This window comes from Rhodovulum imhoffii (assembly GCF_003046545.1).
In the GTDB taxonomy this organism is placed as follows: Bacteria; Pseudomonadota; Alphaproteobacteria; order Rhodobacterales; family Rhodobacteraceae; genus Rhodovulum; species Rhodovulum imhoffii.
The window spans coordinates 291452-309339 of sequence record NZ_QAAA01000001.1 but is presented as its reverse complement, the minus strand read 5'-3'; the positions used below and the strand labels follow the sequence as shown (position 1 = coordinate 309339).

Here is a 17888-nt window from a genome sequence, read left to right as displayed (position 1 = left end):
TCAGAGCCCCTTCGCCGTCGTCACGCGGACCTGACGGACGATCTGCCGTCCCTCGGCCGCGGCGATCTCGCGGTCAAGCGCCTCGAGGGCGCGATCGATTTCGGCCACGCTGCGATAGTCCACGGTCTTGCCGTCGTAGCTGACCCGCGCCACGCCCGACGACCGCTGCGCGGACAGCGCCTCACGGCGGCTGCGGAGATCTGTGATTGTCGCCATTCCGTCCACCTTCTATCGTCAGGCCAGCCCCATTCGGCAAAAGGCACCAATGACCGACCAGATCGCCCGGATCCGCATCGACCTCGAAGGTCTCGAACCGCGCATATGGCGCCGCGTCGAGGTCAGCCTCTCGACCAACCTGCGCGCGCTCCACGAGCTCATCCAGGCAGTCATGCCCTGGGAGGACTGTCACCTCTATCAGTTTGCCCTGGGCGACCGGGTCTACGGCGAGCCCGATCCCGACGATGCGCACTGGGGCCACAAGGTCTACCAGGCCAAGGGCTTGCGCCTCTCGACCCTGGTCAACAGTGGCGTCACGGAGCTGCTCTATACGTATGATTTCGGGGACGACTGGCGGCACCGCGTCGTGATCGAGGCGGTGGAGCCAGCCGCCCCCGGTGTCGATTACCCGGTGTTCCTCGGCGGCGAGCGCCGCTGCCCGCCCGAAGACGTCGGCGGCCTGCCCGGCTTCATGGACTTCCTTGAGGCGGTCTCTAACCGCCAGCATCCACGACACAAGGAGATGCTGCACTGGGATGGCGGGCCGTTTCTTCCGACCGATTTCGGCGAGGCCGAGATCGTTAAGCGCGTCCGGAAGATCGCCGCGCGGCGCAAGACCGCCTACGAGGCCTTCCAGCGCAGCCGGGCCACGCGGCTCAACTGATCCCTTCCTACTCACCCCATGTAGCTTGACCGCACCGTGCGCCGGCGCGGGGTCGTTCTTGTCAGGACGGACGGCGCCGTCGCTGGACCGGCCTCCGGCCCGTCCTGTTTCACCAAACCGAGTTGAGCTTCCAGATCAGCCCAGCGTGCTTCGGGCCAGCGATCAGCGCCCGCGATCCACGCCGCCGAGCGGGCGTAGACGCGTGTGTCCAGCGCCTCGTTCCGCTCGCGCAGCTTCTGCCATTCGAGCCGCGCGAAGCCACGCTTGCCCTTCACCGTCACCAGCTGCTCGGCGGTCAGCTGCTTGAGCCATTCGCCATCCGCCCAGTCCGGCAGATGGATCGTGCCGGGCGGGCACAGCGCGCCGGCGGCCTGTTCCTCTCTGGTCGGCCGGTCCTGCCGCAGGAAGCGATAGGTCTCGGCCTTGAAGGTCGAGGTCGCCACCGTCCAGAGCCGGGCCCCGCGCCGCAGTCGCTTGCCCGCGACGGTGGCGTCGACATAGGTCGGCCCGGTCACCGGACTCGTTCGCGTGAACCCCTCGACGCCCTTCACCGGCGCCACCTGCGCGAAACCCACCTGGCGTGACCAGGCATAGACCGCGCTGGTCTCATACCCCGTGTCGATGGCGAGCCGCGCGAGTGTCATCGTCTGGCCCGAGGCATGCGCCCATGTCCGACCCAGCAGGTCGGTCAACTGCTGCCAGCAGCCCGGATCGCCGGGCCCGCCCTCGAACACGAGGTGATCGACCAGCCAGCTTTCCAGCCCACGGCCCCAGGCCCAGACATCGACCTCGATCCGGTCCTTCTGCACGTCCGCTCCGGCCGTCAGGAACAGGCCGCGCTCAGGCACCGTGCCCGGCGCCCATGCCTCGCGCCGGTCCGCCAGCCGCTGCCAGTCGGGGGCCTCGCCGGTCTCCATCCAGGTCTCGCCGAGGATGGTGTTCCGGAACGCCCGCATCGCCTCGTCGCTGCCCCGTGCCGCCTCGTGCGCCCGCGCGATCCGCTGCCAGCTGAGCCAACCCACCGGCGAGTAGAGCGCCGACAAGTGGTAGCCGACCGTCGCCGGATCGGCGGCCGTGGCGGTCGCACGCCACTCGCCGCGCTCGAGCATCCTGGTCTTGTGATGCTCGGCGATGGGCCGTTCGCAGCCCTCGCAGTGATACTCGGCCGTCTCGGGCCGCCCCTTCTCCCAGCGCAGCCGCTCGAAGCGCAGCCATTGCATCGCGGCGCAATGCGGGCACGGCACAAAGAACCGGCGCTGGTCGGAGGCCTCGAACTCCCGCTCGATCCGGGAGAGCCCCCGGATCGTAGGCGTCGAGACCAGGAAGACCTTGCGCCGATGGGCGAAGGTCAGAGAACGCGCCTCGGCCAGCGTGACCGGATCGCCCTCCTCGTCGGCCGAGGCCGGATAGGCGTCGACCTCGTCGAGGAAGATGTACCGAGCCGGAGTCGACCGCAGTCCGACCGCCGAGTTCGCGCCCGTCATGATCAAGATGCCGCCGGCAAACTCCTTCGACAGCATCGTGTTGCCCGCATCCCGCGAGCGGGCGGGCTTCACCCGCTCCCGCAGGTCCGGGCTCTCGTCGATCAGCGGGTCGATCCGCTGGCGCGAGTTGCGCTTGGCCAGTTCCACGGTCGGCTGGACCGCGAGCATCGGCCCCGGCGCCTGGTGGATCACGAAGCCGATCCAGTTGTTGCCGGCCTCGGTCGCGCCAACCTGCGCGGCCTTCATGAACACGATGCGCTGGGTCGGATCGCCGGGCGAGAGCCGGTCCATGATCTCGCGCATGTAGGGCGTGCGCGCGGTCCGGTACTGCCCCGGCTCGGCCGAGGCCCGCGAGGCGAGTTTCCGGTGGCGGTCGGCCCAGCTCGAGACGGTCAGGTCAGGATCAGGACGCAGACCCCGCGACCAGGCGCGGATCAGCGCGGCGGCGCCGTCGAACCCGAAGAGGTCGTCATCCAAGCCCGGGTCGGATCTCTGCGAGGCTGTCGAACTGGGCGCGGACATGGGCCTCCAGAACTTTCTGCATCAGCGCCGCCTCCACCTCGCACCCGTCCCCAAGCGCCGCGGTGAGTTCAGAGGCCATGAGCGCGGCAACCCGCGCCGGCCAGGTCACCCACGCGTCGCGCTCGTCGCGCGCGAGCCGAAACATCAACGTCTCCGCCCGCGCACGGTCGACCAGCTCCCCCTTCAGCTTCTGGAGCCGGATGCGTCGCTCCTGCGCCTTCAGCACCTCGTTCGCGGTCTTGGCCTGAAGGAACGTCGTGCCGCCGCCGAGGGCCGGGGCTGAAAGCCCCTGTTCCCGTAGCGTATCGCCGACGGCGGCGACGGCGGCCTCGGGCACGGGCTTCAGCTTCGGCGCAGGCGGCTTGCGGGTCTTCGACGGGTCCGTCGTCTCGGCCCGCCGCTCGTCTGAAGCGGCGGCGTCGATGCTGCCATCCTCGTGCAGAACGAGCCGGCCGGCGGCCTTCGCCTTCTGGATCGCGCCGCGCGACAACCCGACATGGGCGGCGTACTGGCGCTCGCTCATGCCCTGCATCGCCAGCCCCGATTATCATTCAAAGTCAGTTGCTTATCGAGTTGATAAGCCTCGCGGGCAGAGCGAACTTAGATCCCACAAGGACGATGCAACTCACCCGGAGCCACCACGATGACAACCCGCCTGAACCCGATCACAACCCCGCGTCACGTACTCCGCGCCGAGAAGGCGCGCCGGAACAAGGAAGCAGCCCTGAACGCCTTCATCGGCAAGAAAGCCGAGATTGACGAGATGCTCGCCCGCCTGCAGTCGCTCAGCGACGACCATTTCAACTGCCACCCCGACGAGGTGGGCTGGGCCATGGTCGGCACCCTCGAACACTACGCCAGCCTCCTGAAGCGCATTACCGACAGCGCCTTCGGTGAGGGCGAGCACGCCCGCTGATCTCCGGCACCGCCGGAACTCCCGCCGCGCACCCTGCGCGGCTCGGGGTCGTAGAAGGCGCCGCATGACGCGGGCCTCGAACACGGAGACCCCGTATGACCAAGCTTTCCGATGCAAAACTCGTGATCCTCAGCGCCGCCGCGCAGCGCGAGGATCGCAGCGTCCTGCCGCTCCCCGGCTCGCTCCGCGGCGGAGCCGCCACCAAGGTGGTCGGTGCGCTCCTCTCCCGCGGGCTGATCGTCGAGACCGCGACCGACAGCCGGGCCAAGGCCGACACCGCGCTCAACCGCATGTGGCGCAACGACGAGGACGGGCGCGCCATCCTCCTGCACATCACCGACGCGGGCCTCGCCGCCATCGGCATCGAGCCGGTAGGCGGCGCCAGTGCGTCCACGGGCGCCGACGCTGCGCCATCCGTGGAAGAGGAAGCTTCCGCCGAGGCCGACCCAGCGCCCAAGGCGCGTACGCCGCGCACGGGAACCAAGCAGGCCGCGCTGATCGCGATGCTCCGCGCGCCGGGAGGCGCGACCATCGACGAGATCGTCGAAGCGACGGGCTGGCAAGCTCACACCGTGCGCGGGGCATTCGCTGGCGCGCTCAAGAAGAAGCTCGGGCTCGAAGTCACCTCGGAGAAGGTCGAGGGTCGCGGGAGGGTCTACAACCTGCCGCGCGACTGACAAACGAAGACGGCCAGAGACGCGCCTCAGACTTCAGGGACGCGCCGACGGCGCATTCGCCTACAGCGGCATCAGTCTACATCAGGCAGCTTTTGCCACCATTGATTCCAAGAAGTGACCGTCTTTCCCGACCGACTCTTGGTCGCTGGGCTGAATCGCTTTTGGTACCTTGCACCTTCGAACTCGACGATTTCCCTAGACTTGGCCTTTGGGAAGGCTTCGTCCAAACGGTGGTTCAGAAGCTCTTGCTCCGTGTAGGGAAGCAAGCCTTGGGCTTTCAGGCTCTCCGTTATCCGCCTGACTTCCATTCGAGCGCTATTGATCCTGGTATGGTATTTATCCGGGTTCCCGGACGTATCCATACTATCTCGCTCCTCCAGTCGTTCGAGGTGCTTCTTTGCCTGCTCCAAACCTTCGAGCGTTTCGGGATACTCGAAATACACGTTTCCTCCGCAACTCGTTGTTCCTGCCGGAGGCAACGATTAACGGAGGACGCATCGGCATCGCAAGCACTCCTGATCTAGGTTTCAGGTCGTTTTGATCGTGCCCCGCGCGCCATTCCCGGCGCCATGCCCGGCTCGTTGAAGAAGAAACGCGCCCTGACGATCATCTCCGAGAAGGTCGAGCGGCGCGGACGGGTCTATCGTTTGGAAGCCTGACCTCGCTTTATGACTGGACCGAAATCGCGCCGATATGGCAACCGACGACGAACTGGGCTGCCGCTCGCATCGAGCGGCGCCCCTGTCGTCTTGACCCGGATCGTTTCGAACAGTCGCCGCAGGGCGAAGGAGCGCGCGATGCTCACCACCGTGAACACCGCGCCCATCTTGAGGTTCTGCGCCAGCGTCGTGTGCAGCCCGAAGACCGGGAAGATCAGGATCTGCGTCACCACCGCGACGCCGTAGCCCAACGACACGTTGGCGACAGCCTCCACCAGCGACATGAGGCGGGACTGCTTCATGCCGCGGCCTCATCCATCGGCCAGCAGTTCAGCCGCGAGAGTTCGCAGCGCATGCGCCGCGACCAGCGGGACCACTCCGTTGCCACAGAGCCGAAGCCGGTCCACCCGGTGGGCCAGCCCATCAGCGCCTCGACGAACAGCGGGTTCAACGTCCGGGGCGTGTCGCAGGAACGCCCGCCAGCCGTCGGCGTCACCAGGACCTGGCGGCCAAGCAGCCCGTTCACCGGCGTGTTCGCGAGGCTCGTCGCCCCGTCCTTGTGATCCCGCGCCGTCGGCGTCATCCACATCCGCGTCGCATCGCAGAGCGTGGACCCGTCGTTGCGCGGGCGCGCCGTCTCGCTGCGATTGCTCGTCCGGTTCCGCGTGCCCTTGCTGTCGCCGGCGAGTGGCGTCGGCCAGAGCCGCATCATCTCCGTCCGGTTCCCGCCGCTCGAGCGCGTCCCCGAGCAGGCGCGCGGGGTCGGCCAGGTGGTCGCGCTCGCGGTGGGCGAGGATGAAGAGCCGCTCGCGCCGATGCGGCGCACCGACTTCCGCCGCCGTGAAGAGGCCCGCCGCAAGGCGGTACCCCATGCCGACCAGTCCGCTGGCGACTTCGGGGAAGCCGAGGCGGAGATGATGGGCGACATTCTCGAGGAAGACGAAGGGCGGTTCGACCTCGCAGATGATGCGGGCGACATGCGGCCAGAGGTGGCGCGGGTCGTCCGCGCCCCGGCGCTTGCCCGCGACGGAGAACGGCTGGCACGGATAGCCCGCAGTGACGATGTCCACCGCGCCGCGCCACGGGCGGCCGTCGAAGGTTCCAACGTCGTCCCAGACAACAGCCTGATCCAGGGACGCGTCTTCCATCCGCGCCACGAGAGTGGCTGCGGCGTAGGTTTCCCGTTCGACATGGCCCACAGCACGATATCCGGGGATGGCGATGGTGAGCCCGAGGTCAAGGCCGCCTGCGCCGGAGCAGAGAGAGAGGCCGAACATGCATGCGTCTCCGGTTCCGGAAGCGCGTCCGGAGGAAGGTAAAGCCAGGTCATGCATGTCACGCGGCGGGTTCAGGATGTGGTGCGGGTGCGGCCAGGGTTGCGCCCAGCCGCTCCGTCCTCACCTGCGCGAAGGTCCGGCCGTCGCCATCAAGGATCGCGTCGCGGCCGGTTTCGGCCTGCCAGCGTTCCACGGCGACGTCGACATAGGCCGGGCTGATTTCCATCGCAAAGACGCGGCGGCCATTGGCTTCACCTGCCATGATCTGCGAGCCCGAACCTGAGAACGGCTCATAGCAGAGACCACCCCGCGCCACATGCTGGCGCATCGGAATTCCGAAGGCGTCGAGCGGTTTCGGCGTCGGATGGTCGGGCCGGTCGTCCTTGGCGAAACTCGGCAGCGCCCATGTCGATGGCAGCGTTTCCTCGGCCACCTTCGGCGGGCGGTTCGGGCGGCGCCAGCCCATGAAGCAGGGTTCGTGCTTCCAGAGGTAGTGCGACCGGGTCAGGACACCGCGATCCTTCACCCAAATGATCTGCTGATGGACGAAGGCGCCCGCTTTCTCCCAGCAGGCCTCAAGCATCGCCTGGCGGCGCGAGGCGTGCCAGCAGTACCAGGCGGCATCCTCGGTGATGGCTTCCGCCACGGCTGCAGCGATGAACCCGTCATAGAGTTCCGCGCCCTGCGAACTGTCATCCCAGGTCGTGCCGTAGGACGCCGACCAGTCCTTGTTGCGGGTCGGATGGTTGGAACCGTCATAATCCACCAGATACGGCGGATCGGTCGCGAACAGGATCGCCCGTTCGCCATTCATCAGGCGGCGCACATCGGCCGCGCTGGTGCTGTCACCGCAAAGGAGCCGGTGATCGCCGAGGATCCACAGATCGCCGGTGCGCGACGCCGGATTGCGCGGCGGTTCGGGGATGGTCACCGGCGGCACGGAGCCCCCGGTGCCATCTTCTTCTCCGTCCCCCTCCGGCACGAAGGCCAGCAGCTTGTCCAACTCGCCGTCGGAAAAGCCGACCAGTGACAGGTCGAAATCTTCGGCCAGCAGATCGTTCAGTTCGGCCGACAGCAGCGCCTCGTCCCAGCTGCCGAGTTCGGTCAGCTTGTTGTCCGCAATGCGATATGCCCGGCGCTGCGCCTCGGTCAGATGCCCGAGTACGATCACCGGCGCTTCGGTCAGACCGAGTTGCGTTGCCGCCAGCACCCGGCCATGCCCCGCGATCAACTCGCCGTCCTCGCCGACGAGGCAGGGCACGGTCCAGCCGAACTCGGCCATGCTGGCGGCGATCTTCGCGACCTGGTCCGCGCCATGTACCTTCGCGTTCCTTGCGTAGGGCTGGAGGCGCGACAGCGGCCACATCTCGATCCGCTCGGGGGCGAAGGCGAGGGTCATGCAGGTTCCTGTCGATGGTCGATCGGCATCCGCCGGGTGGACTCCGGCACGGCGGGGTCCACCGGCTTCCGGCTGGACTCCGGTATCCGCGGGGTATCCACCCCGCGCGGCCCGTCAGATATTTGATTTTGCGAGGGTTTCAGGCGTCGCGGTTGGACGCTGGTCTCCGGTGGCTTCCCAAAAATCCGGCCCTGTCGCTAGCGAAATGCCGAGCCAAGCCCGCCAGCATACGAATATCGCCAGGAAGGAACCGGAAACTGCCGTGGGCTGGACCCCGGCCGGACCCTCGCTGGATACCGGGGTCCAGAAGGCCCCCGTCAACGCAAAAGGGAGAGCGAGCCTTCCAGCGCACTCTCCCCATCTTGCCTTCGGAATAGCATGGATCTGTTGCAGATGTCGAAGGAAAAAGTGTTGCAACACATTGGAGTCACTGCGCATTCAGGCGCGCGGCGATCTTGGTCAGCGCCAGTTGCCAGCGACGCCACGCGGTGGTGCGGTCGCAGCCCATCTCCCCGCTGATCTGCTTCCACGGCACGCGGGCCGCGCGCGACCACACGAGCTTGCGCTCTCCTTCCTCGATCCAGAGCACCCAGTCGAAGGTCTGCTCCAGTCGGGTGATCGCGGCGGCCGAGGGCCAGACCCGCATCGGCTGCGGCTCCATCGCGGCGATCTCGCGGCTGGTGCGCACGATGTCCGGCCAGGTGTTGAAGTAGCCTTGCGCCTTCACCGGCGGCAGCTTGCGCAGGGTGCGGAACGCCTCCTCGAAATGATCGGCGACGCAGTCGGCGGTCCATTCGCGATCAGCCATGGCGCACCTCCCTGTCGGAGGGACGCGGGCCGTAGAGCTTTTCGCCGAGCTGGCGGACCAGTTCACGCTCGGGCCAGGTGAGGCGGTCGTCATCGGCGGAGACCGCGAGGACGCCCTGTTCCTGCCAGCCCTCGCGCTTGACCTGCTCGGGATCCCGGCGTCGGCCGCCGTAGCCTTGGGGATGCCATCTCATGCGACACCTCCCTTCGTCTCGATCGCCCAGAGCAGGATGGCGATGGCATCGGCCTCGTTGTCATCGGCGGGGTTGAAGCCGCGGGCGCAGACGGCGGCGACCATGGCGGCCTTGTCGGCGTTGCCCTTGCCAGCGGCGTGGCGCTTGATCGTGCCGACCGGAACGCCCTCGTAGGGCACGCCGCGCAGTTCGGCCCATGCGGTCAGCGTGGCCATGAGCCCGCCGTAGATGTGGCTCGCGTCGGTGCCAGCGTGGCGGCGGACTTCCTCGAACCAGATGGCGGCGACGGGCCCGGACAGGCGGTCGATCTCGGTCAGCCAGTTGGTGAAGCGCAGGTAGCGCATGCCGCCGCCGTCGAAGCGGCCGGGGCGCAGCGAGACGGTGCCGCTGGTGATCAGGCCGTCATGTCCGCGGATCGCCCAGCCGGTCGAGGTGCCGAGGTCGAGCGCGAGGATGCAGCGGTTGCGGGGCGTGTCGAGCGGCAGCGATTCAAACCTTGCGCCGTCGCAATTCGGGATCAGAGTCGGCTGAGCCATGATGGGTCTCCTTTGCCGGTGGCCTGTGGTGGTGGAAGACGACGGCGGTCTGGTGCTTGGCGGTACGGGGCCGCCGTCGTCGGATCGGGAAGCACAACAGACCGTCACGGCGGCGCGCGCGGCTGGCCCGGACGTATGGGAGGAGTGGCCAACCCTGTGGGGTGGCCCTCCCATACGTAGTATGGGTGTTTGACACCTAACTGTTCCGGAGCAGGCAAGCGGCTGAAATCATTACGGAATAAGACTTCATGAAGTCTTCGGGCATGAGTCAGGGACCTAACTCTTATTTGCCCGTAACCCGTTGATTTCATTGAGTGCACAGTTGGCGCTGTCATATGAGTCAGGCCTCACTCATATGAGTTAGGTCGTCCTCCAGCCCCTCCGGGTAGACCCAGACGGCGGGGTTTTCGACCTGCAGGCAGAGCCCGGATTGGGGGCACTTGAAGTGGCTGGGCAGGACCGGACGGACCTCCGTGGTGACCTCGCCGGTGGCCGGATCGACCTCCTCGGCGGGTGCGCCGAACTGCATGCCCTCGACGCAGAGATAGCCGAACCGCGACCGGGTGACGGGGAAGCCGAACCCCGAGGGGTCGCGCAGGAACTTCACGAAGCCCTTGGTCGCCAGCACGCTGAGGCGCTCGCGGATCGTGTGCTTGCTGCCCAGACCGCCCCGGTTCTCGAAGGTCTCGGCGAACTGCATGGCGGTGTAGAGGCGCTCGCTCGCCGCCTCATCCAGCAGCATGCCGAGGATGACATCGTGCTTGCGCAGCCGCTCGGCGTCGAGCTTGGCGCCGACCTCCTTGCGCACCAAGCGCTCGTTCATCGGGTTCAGTTCGACCCACTCGCCCTTCACCTTGTCGATCAGCTTGCCGGGCAGCGCGGGACCGTTCCGCAGTTCGATCTCCAGTTTGCGAACGCTGCTGTCCTCGTCGGGCCGGTGCATGAGCAGCCCCGAGGTGTAGAAGCCACGCAGCGCGCTGGCGCCGGAGAGCGCGAGGAAGGGATCTTCCTTGACCTGGTGCTTGGTGACCTTGCGGGTGTGGTGGGCGAGGATGACGCCCGCGTCCGGATTGACCGCCTCGCGCAAGAGCTCCACCCGGTCCTTCAGGAAGAACATCATGGCGGTGTTGTCGTTCTCGCCGCCCCCCTCGGGTCCGCCGTCGAAGAGGTTGCGGATCGGGTCGATGACGATGATGTCGGGCGGCGCGTCGGCGAATGCGGCCCGGATCGCCTCGGCCACGCAAGCGACGCCCTCGGCATCGAGCAGCAGCTTCAGCTTCGGCGTGGCAATGAAGGTGTCGCGCGCGGCGGCAATGACGGCGGTGGGCAGCGCGATCTGCTGCATGCGCTCGCGCAGATAGTGATACTGGATCTCGGCCTGCAGGTAGAACACGCGCAGCGGCCGGGGCGGGGTGAAGCCGAGGAACGGCACGCCCGCCGCCATGTGGACGAGCCAGGAGATCAGGAAGTCGCTCTTGCCGACCTTCGGCGCGCCGCCCAGCACCAGGAGCCCACCCGGCGTCAGTACGCGCGGCCCGATGATGTCCTCGGGCATCGGACTGGTGTCGTCGAGCAGCGCGCCGAGGCTGAAGGTCGGCAGCGGGCTGGCCGGGGCATCGACATGGGCCGCACGCAGGAGCGGCGGGCCGTTGCGCTTCACATGCAACGCCCAGAGCCGTTCTGACTCGGCCATCAGCCGATCGAGCGGCCAGGATGGGCGCAGCATGGCGGCGTTGTAGCCGCAGATCGCCTCCCAGCCCGCGAAGGGATCGAGGCGGCCCTCGTGGACGAGGCGTACGTAATGGCCGATGGCGGCGCTGGCCCCCTGGAACCGCGACCAGTCGTCGACCGCGCCTTCGCGCACCGGCGTGGTGAGCACCGCATCGATGCCGGGCTTCGTGGTCGGCGCGGCAACGTCGCTGGCGAAGCCTACGCCTGGCAGCGGCGGCATTTCGGCGACCTTCTCGGCGAAATCCGCCAGGTCCACCTCGACGTCTCGATGTTCGCGGATCTGCACGAGGCGTTGATGACCGTGCTTGTGATAGACCGTGCCGGGCACCCGGATCGGCTGGTGCGCCGAGCGGAAATGCGTGTCGCCGCCGACCTTCACGGCGATCTCGCCGCGCAGGCGGCAGAGGGTGACCAGGTCCTCACCCTCGGCCGGTTCGGTCAGTTTCCACCAGACGTGCAGCTTCGCCGCGCCCTCGGGCGTCCTCCCGCCGCTTTCGATGATGAGCGTCGGCGCGCCGAGGTGGCGGGTGACATGGCCCAGCTTCGCCGGGATGTCGCCCGCGTCGAGATCGACCACGATGGCCTGCATCTGCAGCACGTCGGCGGCGCGGGCCTGGCCCTGTTGCTCGACCGTGCCGGGGATGACATAAACGGCCGCGCCCTCGCGGTTCGCCCATGCGGCAAAGGTCGTGAGTTTCCCCGGCGCGGTGTCGTCGGCGGGGATCCAGATGTTGTGCGGCTTGCCGTCCCGGCCCTGACCCTTGTCGACGAAGCCGCGCAGCGGGATCAGCCCCTCGCACCAGCTGAACACGGTGTCGAGGAACACGGCGATCTGCTCGGGGTCGGGGTCGCAGCCGAAGGGGTTCTCGGACGGTGGCCCGTCGTTGAAGTCCATCCACGGGTTGAAATGCAGGATGCCGTCGTCACTCATGCGGGAAGCCCCCAGCAGCGCGCGGACCACGGGCAGAAGCGGCATTCGAAGAAGTCGGGCGTGGTGGCGACGCGTGGCAGAAGCTCGCCCGCATCGGTCGCCTGCAGGATCCGCACGCCCCGGTCGGACATGCGCTGCGCGAGATCGGCATCGAAGGCGACCTGCTCGTGGTGCAGCTCGGCCGTGTCCTTGTTGATCGCGGTGAAGAGCGCGGGCGCGGTCGAGATGCCGGGGACCGTCGCTTCCATGTAGGCCTGATAGACTGCGATCTGGGCGGCGTAGACCGGCTTCGACTTGGTCACGCCGTCCTTGACGCAGGCGCGCCAGTTCTTCGCGTTCATCGTCTTGCATTCCCAGAGGGCGGGAACGGCGAGACCGAACCCCTCCGGCCCAGCAGCGATGATGCCGTCGACATGACCGCGGATGCGCCCGCCCGCGACGGAGAACCCGAACTGGCCGCCATCGGGCCGGTTGCCCTTGCGGGTGTAGAGGTCGAAGCCCGCGCCACGCAGCCAGGCGACGGCCAGATCCTCGAGCGCGTGGCCGATGGCGAAGATGCGCAGCAACTGGCCGCTGAAGTCCTGGCCTTCGTCCTTCGACGTCGCCGTGAACTCGAATTGCAGGGCGCGCTCGCAGGCATGGCCGAGGCGCGAGCCGCCGAGGTAGTCGCGGGGCGGCCGCGTCGCCTGATCGGCGGTCAGCGCCCGATCGACGGCGGCGTTGACCCGGTCGGCGAAGCTGGGGCGGCGATTGTAGTCGAGGGTCAAAACGGCACCTCCGGCGTCTGCGCCCGGGCGATGTCGGACATGGCCTCGCGGAAGCCCTCGACGGCTTCCTCGATCAGCGCGCGCACCTGCGCCTCGGTCAGATCCGCAAGCGGGGTGGCCCAGCCGATCTCGTCCATCAGCAGCGCCACGCGCTTCATGGTGGCGGTGATCGCGGCGCGCTCTTCCTCGGTCAGGTCAACCATGGCGAAACGCTCCCTGGCCAAGCGCGTCCAGAAGGACTGGCAGGGCATCGAGCAGAACCAGACAGAGGGCCGGCGCCGCTTCGACCGGACCGGATCGAACCAGCCAAACCCACGGGTGGGTTGCCGGCAGACAGCACAGAGCGTTCCACGCGGATGCCAGAGCCGCCGCCGGTCCTCGGCCGTGATGGGGGTAGATGTGGACATCGGTCATGCCGCCCTCCGTTCGGGCCGGGCGGCCGTGTCGATCAGCTGGCGGATGGCGCGCTTGTTGAAGCCGAAGGTCATCAGCGCCGAGGCGCGGTAGCGCGTCAGGCCGAAGTCATGGCGGCACTCGGGCGGCAGGTACTGCAGCTGCTTCTCGGTCGGCGGCTGGCGCAGCCAGGAGCGGGTCTTGAAGGCGCTCTCGTCGGTCTCGTGGGTGTTCAGCCAGTCATCGGCCTGCGCGAGGCAGACGGTCCGCTCGCCCACGCCCAGCAGATGCGGGCGTTCGCCCTTCGCGCCGCCGATGGCGTACCAGACCCCGTCCAGCCAGAAGATGCCGCCCCAGGCCGCGAAGCCCGTGGCCATCAGCGCGTCGTCCGTGCCGTAGAGGTCGACCCACGCGAAGCTGGACCGCTTCAGCAGGTCGATCTCGGTCATCATGAAACCCGAGAGCGATGCGGCACCTCCGCCTTCACCGGCCTCTTCGTCCTCCCGCCGGAAAACCTCGCCGCAGAGCGGGCATTCGGTGGCGGCCAGGGGGATCTCTGCCTCGCAGGCCGGACAGGTCTTCGTCGGGGCGTCACCAGCCTCGGTCTTGCCGTCGAGATCGACGTCCTGTTCCAGCGTGCCGTGGATCAGGCTCGACGTCCCGAAATCCAGCACGACGCAGTCGGTCTTGACGACGCCGGGATGTTCCTCGGGGTCGACGGTGCGCAGGCCGCGCCCGACCATCTGGATCATGGTGGACTTGTAGGAGCTGGGCCGCAGCAGCACGACGCAGGAGGTGGGCGGATGGTCCCAGCCCTCGGTCAGCACCGCCACGTTGACCACGACGCGGATGTCCCCCGCCGCGTAGTCTGCGAGGATCGCCTTGCGGGTTTCTGCCGCCAGATCGCCGTGGATCAGCGCGGCGGACACGCCCGCCGCCCTGAACGCCTCGGTGACGTGTTCGGCGTGCGCGACGGTGGAGCAGAACACCACGGTCTGCCTGTCGCCCGCCTTTTCCTTCCAGTGGCGGATCACCTCGTCGGTGACGGGGGCGCGGTCCAAGATGCCCGCCACCTCCGCCATGTCGAAATCCGCCATGGTCTTGCGGACCGAACGCAGCTCGTCCTGCACGCCCACGTCGATGACGAAGGTGCGCGGCGGCACGAGGTGGCCCGAGGCGATCAACTCGCCCAGCCGCACCTGGTCGGCGACATTATCGAAAACCTCGCGCAGGCCCTTCCTGTCGCCCCGGTTCGGCGTCGCCGTGACCCCGAAAATGCGGGCGTCGGGATTGGCCTCGCGCACCCGGTCGATGATGCGGCGATAGCTGTCGGCGACGGCATGGTGCGCCTCGTCGACAACCAGCAGGTCGAGGCGCGGCATGTCGGCGAGGTTCGAGGCCCGCGCCAACGTCGGCACCATGGCGAAGGCGACCTGGCCGCCCCAAGACTTCTCCGTGGCGTCGATCACCGATGTGGCGACGCCCGGCACCACGCGCTGGAACTTGGAGCGGTTCTGCGCGGTCAGCTCGTCGCGATGCGCCAGCACGCAGGCCTTCGCGCCGTCTGCGATCATCTCGCCTGTGACCGCCGAGAGCATGATGGTCTTGCCCGCACCGGTGGGCGCCACGCCCAGCGTGTTGCCGCGGGAGGCGAGCGCAGCCACGCTGCGCTCGACGAAGGTCTTCTGGCGGGGGCGCAGGCGCATGGCCGGTCTCCCCCTTACTGCGCCCAGCTCGGCCGACCGGCGGCGCCGGGGGCGGACGCGGGCTGGCTGGGCTGGGTGGCCGTGGTGGGTTGCTGCGGGGCGTGGCCCTGCGCCGGGGCGGCGGACACCTGCGGCGCGACCGCGCCCATGAGCGCGGCGTAGTCGCGATGGTCGGGCGTGACCGCGGCGCGGATCTCGTTCTTGTCCTCGCCGTTGGTGTCGGTGCCGATGTCGATGCGGGCGACGAATTCGACGCCGTCGAGATCGCCGAAGCCGTTGATCCGGCGGCGGGCCTGCGCCTCGGGCGAATTGTCCTTGTCGGACACGCCGCGCGCCGAGTTGAGGATGCCGCGGATCAGGCCGCGCCCCATGTTGGCCCAGTCAGGGCCCTTCGGGCTGTAGAGGCCGATCAGCGACCAGACCTTGCGGCGGGCATAGGGACCCTCGAGCACCGTGTATTCGGCGTCGAGATAGACGGCGCCGGTGGCGGCGCGGCGCGCCCAGCCGCCGGTCCAGCCCTGCGAGGGGTCGTCGAAGCCGCCGGGGCGGAGCGTCAGGCGCACCTTGGCGAGCGTGCCCTTCGGGATGACGTTGGTGTTGGATTGCGCGGAGTTGAAGTCGTTCCAGGGTCCGGACATTGCGCGGCTCCTTTCAGTTGGAGGATGGGACGCGCAGCGGCGTCGATAGGGAAAAGCCACCCCGGCGCCCGGATCGGGACATCGGGGATGGCGAGATGCGCTCAGCCATGGTCGGGCTCCTGCGCGGGCGCGGGATCGGCCGGGGTCACCGGCGGCCAGGTCAGACGTTCGGAGGCAGGCGCCGCGGGGCGCTGGATCTTCTCCATCAGCCGTCCGAGATGCGGGGCCTCGACCCTGTCGAGGCGACCGGAGCGATCCTTGGCCGGATAGCCCCAGGGGTTCAGTGTCTGGCAGACGAAAGTGCGCTGCGGCTGGCCGCCGGGGTCCGGGATGTCGGCCATGGTGATGACCTGGTCGACGATGCCGGGCAGCTCGAGCCCGGTCTTCGAGCCGTCGATCTGCGGCTGGAAGACCTTGCGATTGAAGTCGTCGAGCCGCTCGTCGAGGATCCCGACGAACCAGACATGCTTGCCGCGCGTGTGTTGCAGGTGGGTCAGCCAGCCGATCATCTCGCGGCCGTGCAGCCCGTAGGCGCCGCGGATATCTGGCTTGCCGGTCTTCTCCGAGAACGCCTCGGGCTGCCCGCGGCACCACTGGAAGCAGAGCCGCCCGGCCACGGTGATCGAGTCGATGAAGACGGTCTCGTATTTCCCGATCACCGTGGGATCGCCGTAGCGCCCGCAGACCTCATCGAAATGCGCCTGGCTGTAGGGCTGGTCCTCGCGCAGCGCCGGGTTCGGCCCGCCGATGAACACCGCGAAGTCGCGGCATTCCTTCCAGGTGCGGGGCCGGAGCGTGTCGATCTCCAGCCCCTCGACCGCCAGGTCGCCAGCCTCGAGGTCGAGGAAGAGCGTGGTCGAGGCGTTCAGCGTCCAGAGCAGGCTGGTCTTGCCGATGCCGGACCGGCCAAAGATGACGCCCTTGATCCCCTTGCGCTGCGCGAGCCGTTCGTCGGCGCCGATGATGAGAAGGGCCATCACCGGCCCTCCTTTTTCATCACTGCAGCGGCGGCGCGATCGGCGCCGATGCACCCCGCCTCGCGGGCGAGCTTGTAGAGCCGCTTCAGCGCATCGGCGCGGCGGTAGGCGGCCGAGCTCTCGCGCTCCGCCTCCACGATCGCGAAGGCGATCTCGTCGACGGTCGCCTCGACGACCGGCAGCGGCTCCCGCGGCTCGTCACCGGCGCGCTGCGGGAGGGCGATGGTTTCGGGGAGGTCTTCGAGCGCGTAGCTCGCCTTGCGAAGACGGGTGATGTCGTCCGGCTGGTCCGGCATGGCGGTTCTCCGTGAGATGAGGTGATCGAGGAGGCGCATCACGCGGCCTCGCGGACGTTGGGCGCGGGCTCGGCGACGTAGATCGCCAGCAGCGGCGTCCCGTCGGCATGGGCGCCGGCGTCCTCGATCTGATAGTTGCGGTTGGGCTCGCAGACCTCGGTCAGCTCCCAGCGGCGATAGAGCCCCGGAAGACGCCTGAAATCCTCGAGCGACAGATCGGCAGTGCGGTTCATACGTGTCTGCTTTCGGTTGGAGGGAAGGCGCTCGGGGCGCTCGAATGGAAAAAGCCACCGGCGGGACCGGATCGGGACATCGGTTCAGGGGATTTCCTGGAGGGCGTCGTGCAGCCGGCGCATGGCGCGCTGGTACCGCTTGCGGGCGGCGGCCTCGGTCAGCCCCAGTTCGACGGCGACCTCGGCTTGCGAGAAACCCTCGATCGCCACGCGGATCACCAGCAGCGCGTCATCGCCGAGCAGCTTCCGCACGGCGCCGTTCAGTCGTGCGTATCCAGTCGCGCCGATCCCGCTGTCGCCGCTGTCCGCCACCTCGTCGGGATCGGCGCCGCTGGCGAGATGTTCGCGCGCCTGGTCGCGCTGGCGCACGCGGATCATGTCGCGCTCGACATTCCGCAGCACCGTGGCCGCGATCCAGTTGACGCGCCCGAGGTCGAGGCCGCGGAGAGCCTCGGTGGTGCGTGCCAGAACATCGGACGCGACCTCGTCTGCGGTGCCGATCCTGCGCCAGATCGACCGGCGGCGGATGGCGTCGAGACCGGGCCAGAGCGCCAGCAACAGCAGCGTCAGGGCGCAGTCGGACGCGGGCCCGTCGCCCTGCGCCGCCCCGACCAGCGAGGAGAGGATCACGTTCTTCCGGGCCGGATCGCCGGTCCTGCGGTGCAGCCCGTCCAGCAGGGCCGCCGGATCCCGGAACGCCGCAAGGGCGGCCTGTTCACGCCGGACGGCGTCGAAACTGCGCTGGAAGTGAAGGTTGGAGGAAGATTGCATAAGGTGATCACGGATCTCGTGCCACGCGAAGGACATCGGACGCCTGCCTTGCGGCCAGGCGTCCGGCGCCTTCTCGTGGCCAGGTCAGGACGTC

22 protein-coding genes and 1 pseudogene are annotated in these 17888 nt (G+C 68.2%); 3 read left to right on the top strand and 20 right to left on the bottom strand.

Annotation, left to right across the window (positions count from 1 at the left end):
* Complete coding sequence (locus C8N32_RS01565) at positions 1-216, bottom strand: phage head-tail joining protein (RefSeq protein WP_107890703.1); 216 nt, start codon at positions 214-216, stop codon at positions 1-3.
* A gap of 49 nt (positions 217-265) precedes the next feature.
* On the opposite strand from C8N32_RS01565, the gene C8N32_RS01560 reads away from it, so the two are divergent.
* A complete protein-coding gene (locus tag C8N32_RS01560) occupies positions 266-880 on the top strand; it encodes a plasmid pRiA4b ORF-3 family protein (protein WP_107890702.1) in 615 nt (204 codons plus the stop codon).
* Between the two features lie 11 nt (positions 881-891).
* Here the strand turns inward: C8N32_RS01560 and C8N32_RS01555 are convergent, their stop codons facing one another.
* Together C8N32_RS01555 and C8N32_RS01550 are read right to left on the bottom strand one after the other, a co-directional pair.
* Entirely contained in the window at positions 892-2886 is a 1995-nt protein-coding gene (locus C8N32_RS01555; RefSeq protein ID WP_201132350.1) for a phage terminase large subunit family protein, read from the bottom strand.
* Positions 2834-3418, bottom strand: coding sequence for a hypothetical protein (locus tag C8N32_RS01550; RefSeq protein ID WP_107890700.1), 585 nt, complete (start codon positions 3416-3418; stop codon positions 2834-2836). The genes C8N32_RS01555 and C8N32_RS01550 overlap by 53 nt, the downstream gene beginning before the upstream one ends.
* Positions 3419-3529: 111 nt before the next feature.
* Between C8N32_RS01550 and C8N32_RS01545 the strand changes: the two genes are divergently transcribed.
* Together C8N32_RS01545 and C8N32_RS01540 are read left to right on the top strand one after the other, a co-directional pair.
* Complete coding sequence (locus C8N32_RS01545; protein ID WP_107890699.1) at positions 3530-3802, top strand: hypothetical protein; 273 nt, start codon at positions 3530-3532, stop codon at positions 3800-3802.
* A gap of 95 nt (positions 3803-3897) precedes the next feature.
* On the top strand, positions 3898-4479 hold the full coding sequence (locus tag C8N32_RS01540) for a DUF3489 domain-containing protein (RefSeq protein WP_107890698.1): 582 nt from the start codon (positions 3898-3900) through the stop codon (positions 4477-4479).
* Positions 4480-4550: 71 nt separating this feature from the next.
* Here C8N32_RS01540 and C8N32_RS01535 read toward each other — a convergent pair whose 3' ends face one another.
* From C8N32_RS01535 to C8N32_RS01460, 17 genes and pseudogenes are all read right to left on the bottom strand, one after another.
* On the bottom strand, positions 4551-4922 hold the full coding sequence (locus C8N32_RS01535; RefSeq protein ID WP_107890697.1) for a hypothetical protein: 372 nt from the start codon (positions 4920-4922) through the stop codon (positions 4551-4553).
* A gap of 197 nt (positions 4923-5119) precedes the next feature.
* A complete protein-coding gene (locus tag C8N32_RS01530) occupies positions 5120-5440 on the bottom strand; it encodes a DUF7220 family protein (RefSeq protein ID WP_420853799.1) in 321 nt (106 codons plus the stop codon).
* Complete coding sequence (locus C8N32_RS15210) at positions 5437-5727, bottom strand: hypothetical protein (RefSeq protein WP_242509493.1); 291 nt, start codon at positions 5725-5727, stop codon at positions 5437-5439. Before C8N32_RS15210 ends, C8N32_RS01530 begins: the two co-directional genes overlap by 4 nt.
* A gap of 238 nt (positions 5728-5965) precedes the next feature.
* Positions 5966-6415: pseudogene (locus C8N32_RS15205) on the bottom strand (DNA cytosine methyltransferase); the annotation flags it as partial.
* Positions 6416-6473: 58 nt separating this feature from the next.
* Positions 6474-7814: a site-specific DNA-methyltransferase gene (locus C8N32_RS01520; RefSeq protein ID WP_107890695.1), complete on the bottom strand. Its 1341-nt coding sequence runs from the start codon at positions 7812-7814 to the stop codon at positions 6474-6476.
* 427 nt (positions 7815-8241) lie between these two features.
* Positions 8242-8622, bottom strand: coding sequence for a DUF6362 family protein (locus C8N32_RS01515; RefSeq protein ID WP_107890694.1), 381 nt, complete (start codon positions 8620-8622; stop codon positions 8242-8244).
* The gene (locus C8N32_RS01510; RefSeq protein ID WP_107890693.1) at positions 8615-8815 is read right to left on the bottom strand and encodes a hypothetical protein; all 201 of its coding nucleotides are present in this window, start codon (positions 8813-8815) and stop codon (positions 8615-8617) included. Before C8N32_RS01510 ends, C8N32_RS01515 begins: the two co-directional genes overlap by 8 nt.
* Positions 8812-9351 carry a crossover junction endodeoxyribonuclease RuvC gene (locus C8N32_RS01505; protein ID WP_242509483.1) on the bottom strand — a complete coding sequence of 180 codons (540 nt, stop codon included), beginning with the start codon at positions 9349-9351 and terminating at the stop codon, positions 8812-8814. The genes C8N32_RS01510 and C8N32_RS01505 overlap by 4 nt, the downstream gene beginning before the upstream one ends.
* Before the next feature lie 340 nt (positions 9352-9691).
* Entirely contained in the window at positions 9692-12058 is a 2367-nt protein-coding gene (locus tag C8N32_RS01500) for an AAA family ATPase (protein ID WP_107890692.1), read from the bottom strand.
* Entirely contained in the window at positions 12010-12780 is a 771-nt protein-coding gene (locus C8N32_RS01495; RefSeq protein WP_107890691.1) for a PD-(D/E)XK nuclease family protein, read from the bottom strand. Before C8N32_RS01495 ends, C8N32_RS01500 begins: the two co-directional genes overlap by 49 nt.
* The gene (locus C8N32_RS15200; protein WP_242509482.1) at positions 12777-13187 is read right to left on the bottom strand and encodes a DUF6511 domain-containing protein; all 411 of its coding nucleotides are present in this window, start codon (positions 13185-13187) and stop codon (positions 12777-12779) included. The genes C8N32_RS01495 and C8N32_RS15200 overlap by 4 nt, the downstream gene beginning before the upstream one ends.
* Before the next feature lie 3 nt (positions 13188-13190).
* A complete protein-coding gene (locus C8N32_RS01485) occupies positions 13191-14879 on the bottom strand; it encodes a DEAD/DEAH box helicase (protein ID WP_107890690.1) in 1689 nt (562 codons plus the stop codon).
* 14 nt (positions 14880-14893) lie between these two features.
* A complete protein-coding gene (locus tag C8N32_RS01480; RefSeq protein ID WP_107890689.1) occupies positions 14894-15517 on the bottom strand; it encodes a hypothetical protein in 624 nt (207 codons plus the stop codon).
* Between the two features lie 101 nt (positions 15518-15618).
* The gene (locus C8N32_RS01475; protein WP_107890688.1) at positions 15619-16494 is read right to left on the bottom strand and encodes an ATP-binding protein; all 876 of its coding nucleotides are present in this window, start codon (positions 16492-16494) and stop codon (positions 15619-15621) included.
* On the bottom strand, positions 16494-16790 hold the full coding sequence (locus C8N32_RS01470; RefSeq protein ID WP_107890687.1) for a hypothetical protein: 297 nt from the start codon (positions 16788-16790) through the stop codon (positions 16494-16496). The genes C8N32_RS01475 and C8N32_RS01470 overlap by 1 nt, the downstream gene beginning before the upstream one ends.
* 38 nt (positions 16791-16828) lie before the next feature.
* Positions 16829-17023, bottom strand: a complete 195-nt coding sequence (locus tag C8N32_RS01465; protein ID WP_107890686.1) for a hypothetical protein — start codon at positions 17021-17023, stop codon at positions 16829-16831.
* Between the two features lie 84 nt (positions 17024-17107).
* The gene (locus C8N32_RS01460) at positions 17108-17830 is read right to left on the bottom strand and encodes an RNA polymerase sigma factor (protein WP_107890685.1); all 723 of its coding nucleotides are present in this window, start codon (positions 17828-17830) and stop codon (positions 17108-17110) included.
* Positions 17831-17888: the final 58 nt, after the last annotated feature.

Coding starts and splice junctions, on each gene's coding strand:
- C8N32_RS01565 (WP_107890703.1), bottom strand. CDS start 216: ATGGCGACAATCACAGATCTCCGCAGCCGCCGTGAGGCGCTGTCCGCG.
- C8N32_RS01560 (WP_107890702.1), top strand. CDS start 266: ATGACCGACCAGATCGCCCGGATCCGCATCGACCTCGAAGGTCTCGAA.
- C8N32_RS01555 (WP_201132350.1), bottom strand. CDS start 2,886: ATGTCCGCGCCCAGTTCGACAGCCTCGCAGAGATCCGACCCGGGCTTG.
- C8N32_RS01550 (WP_107890700.1), bottom strand. CDS start 3,418: ATGCAGGGCATGAGCGAGCGCCAGTACGCCGCCCATGTCGGGTTGTCG.
- C8N32_RS01545 (WP_107890699.1), top strand. CDS start 3,530: ATGACAACCCGCCTGAACCCGATCACAACCCCGCGTCACGTACTCCGC.
- C8N32_RS01540 (WP_107890698.1), top strand. CDS start 3,898: ATGACCAAGCTTTCCGATGCAAAACTCGTGATCCTCAGCGCCGCCGCG.
- C8N32_RS01530 (WP_420853799.1), bottom strand. CDS start 5,440: ATGAAGCAGTCCCGCCTCATGTCGCTGGTGGAGGCTGTCGCCAACGTG.
- C8N32_RS15210 (WP_242509493.1), bottom strand. CDS start 5,727: ATGTGGATGACGCCGACGGCGCGGGATCACAAGGACGGGGCGACGAGC.
- C8N32_RS01520 (WP_107890695.1), bottom strand. CDS start 7,814: ATGACCCTCGCCTTCGCCCCCGAGCGGATCGAGATGTGGCCGCTGTCG.
- C8N32_RS01515 (WP_107890694.1), bottom strand. CDS start 8,622: ATGGCTGATCGCGAATGGACCGCCGACTGCGTCGCCGATCATTTCGAG.
- C8N32_RS01510 (WP_107890693.1), bottom strand. CDS start 8,815: ATGAGATGGCATCCCCAAGGCTACGGCGGCCGACGCCGGGATCCCGAG.
- C8N32_RS01505 (WP_242509483.1), bottom strand. CDS start 9,351: ATGGCTCAGCCGACTCTGATCCCGAATTGCGACGGCGCAAGGTTTGAA.
- C8N32_RS01500 (WP_107890692.1), bottom strand. CDS start 12,058: ATGCCGCTTCTGCCCGTGGTCCGCGCGCTGCTGGGGGCTTCCCGCATG.
- C8N32_RS15200 (WP_242509482.1), bottom strand. CDS start 13,187: ATGTCCACATCTACCCCCATCACGGCCGAGGACCGGCGGCGGCTCTGG.
- C8N32_RS01485 (WP_107890690.1), bottom strand. CDS start 14,879: ATGCGCCTGCGCCCCCGCCAGAAGACCTTCGTCGAGCGCAGCGTGGCT.
- C8N32_RS01480 (WP_107890689.1), bottom strand. CDS start 15,517: ATGTCCGGACCCTGGAACGACTTCAACTCCGCGCAATCCAACACCAAC.
- C8N32_RS01475 (WP_107890688.1), bottom strand. CDS start 16,494: ATGGCCCTTCTCATCATCGGCGCCGACGAACGGCTCGCGCAGCGCAAG.
- C8N32_RS01470 (WP_107890687.1), bottom strand. CDS start 16,790: ATGCCGGACCAGCCGGACGACATCACCCGTCTTCGCAAGGCGAGCTAC.
- C8N32_RS01465 (WP_107890686.1), bottom strand. CDS start 17,023: ATGAACCGCACTGCCGATCTGTCGCTCGAGGATTTCAGGCGTCTTCCG.
- C8N32_RS01460 (WP_107890685.1), bottom strand. CDS start 17,830: ATGTCCTTCGCGTGGCACGAGATCCGTGATCACCTTATGCAATCTTCC.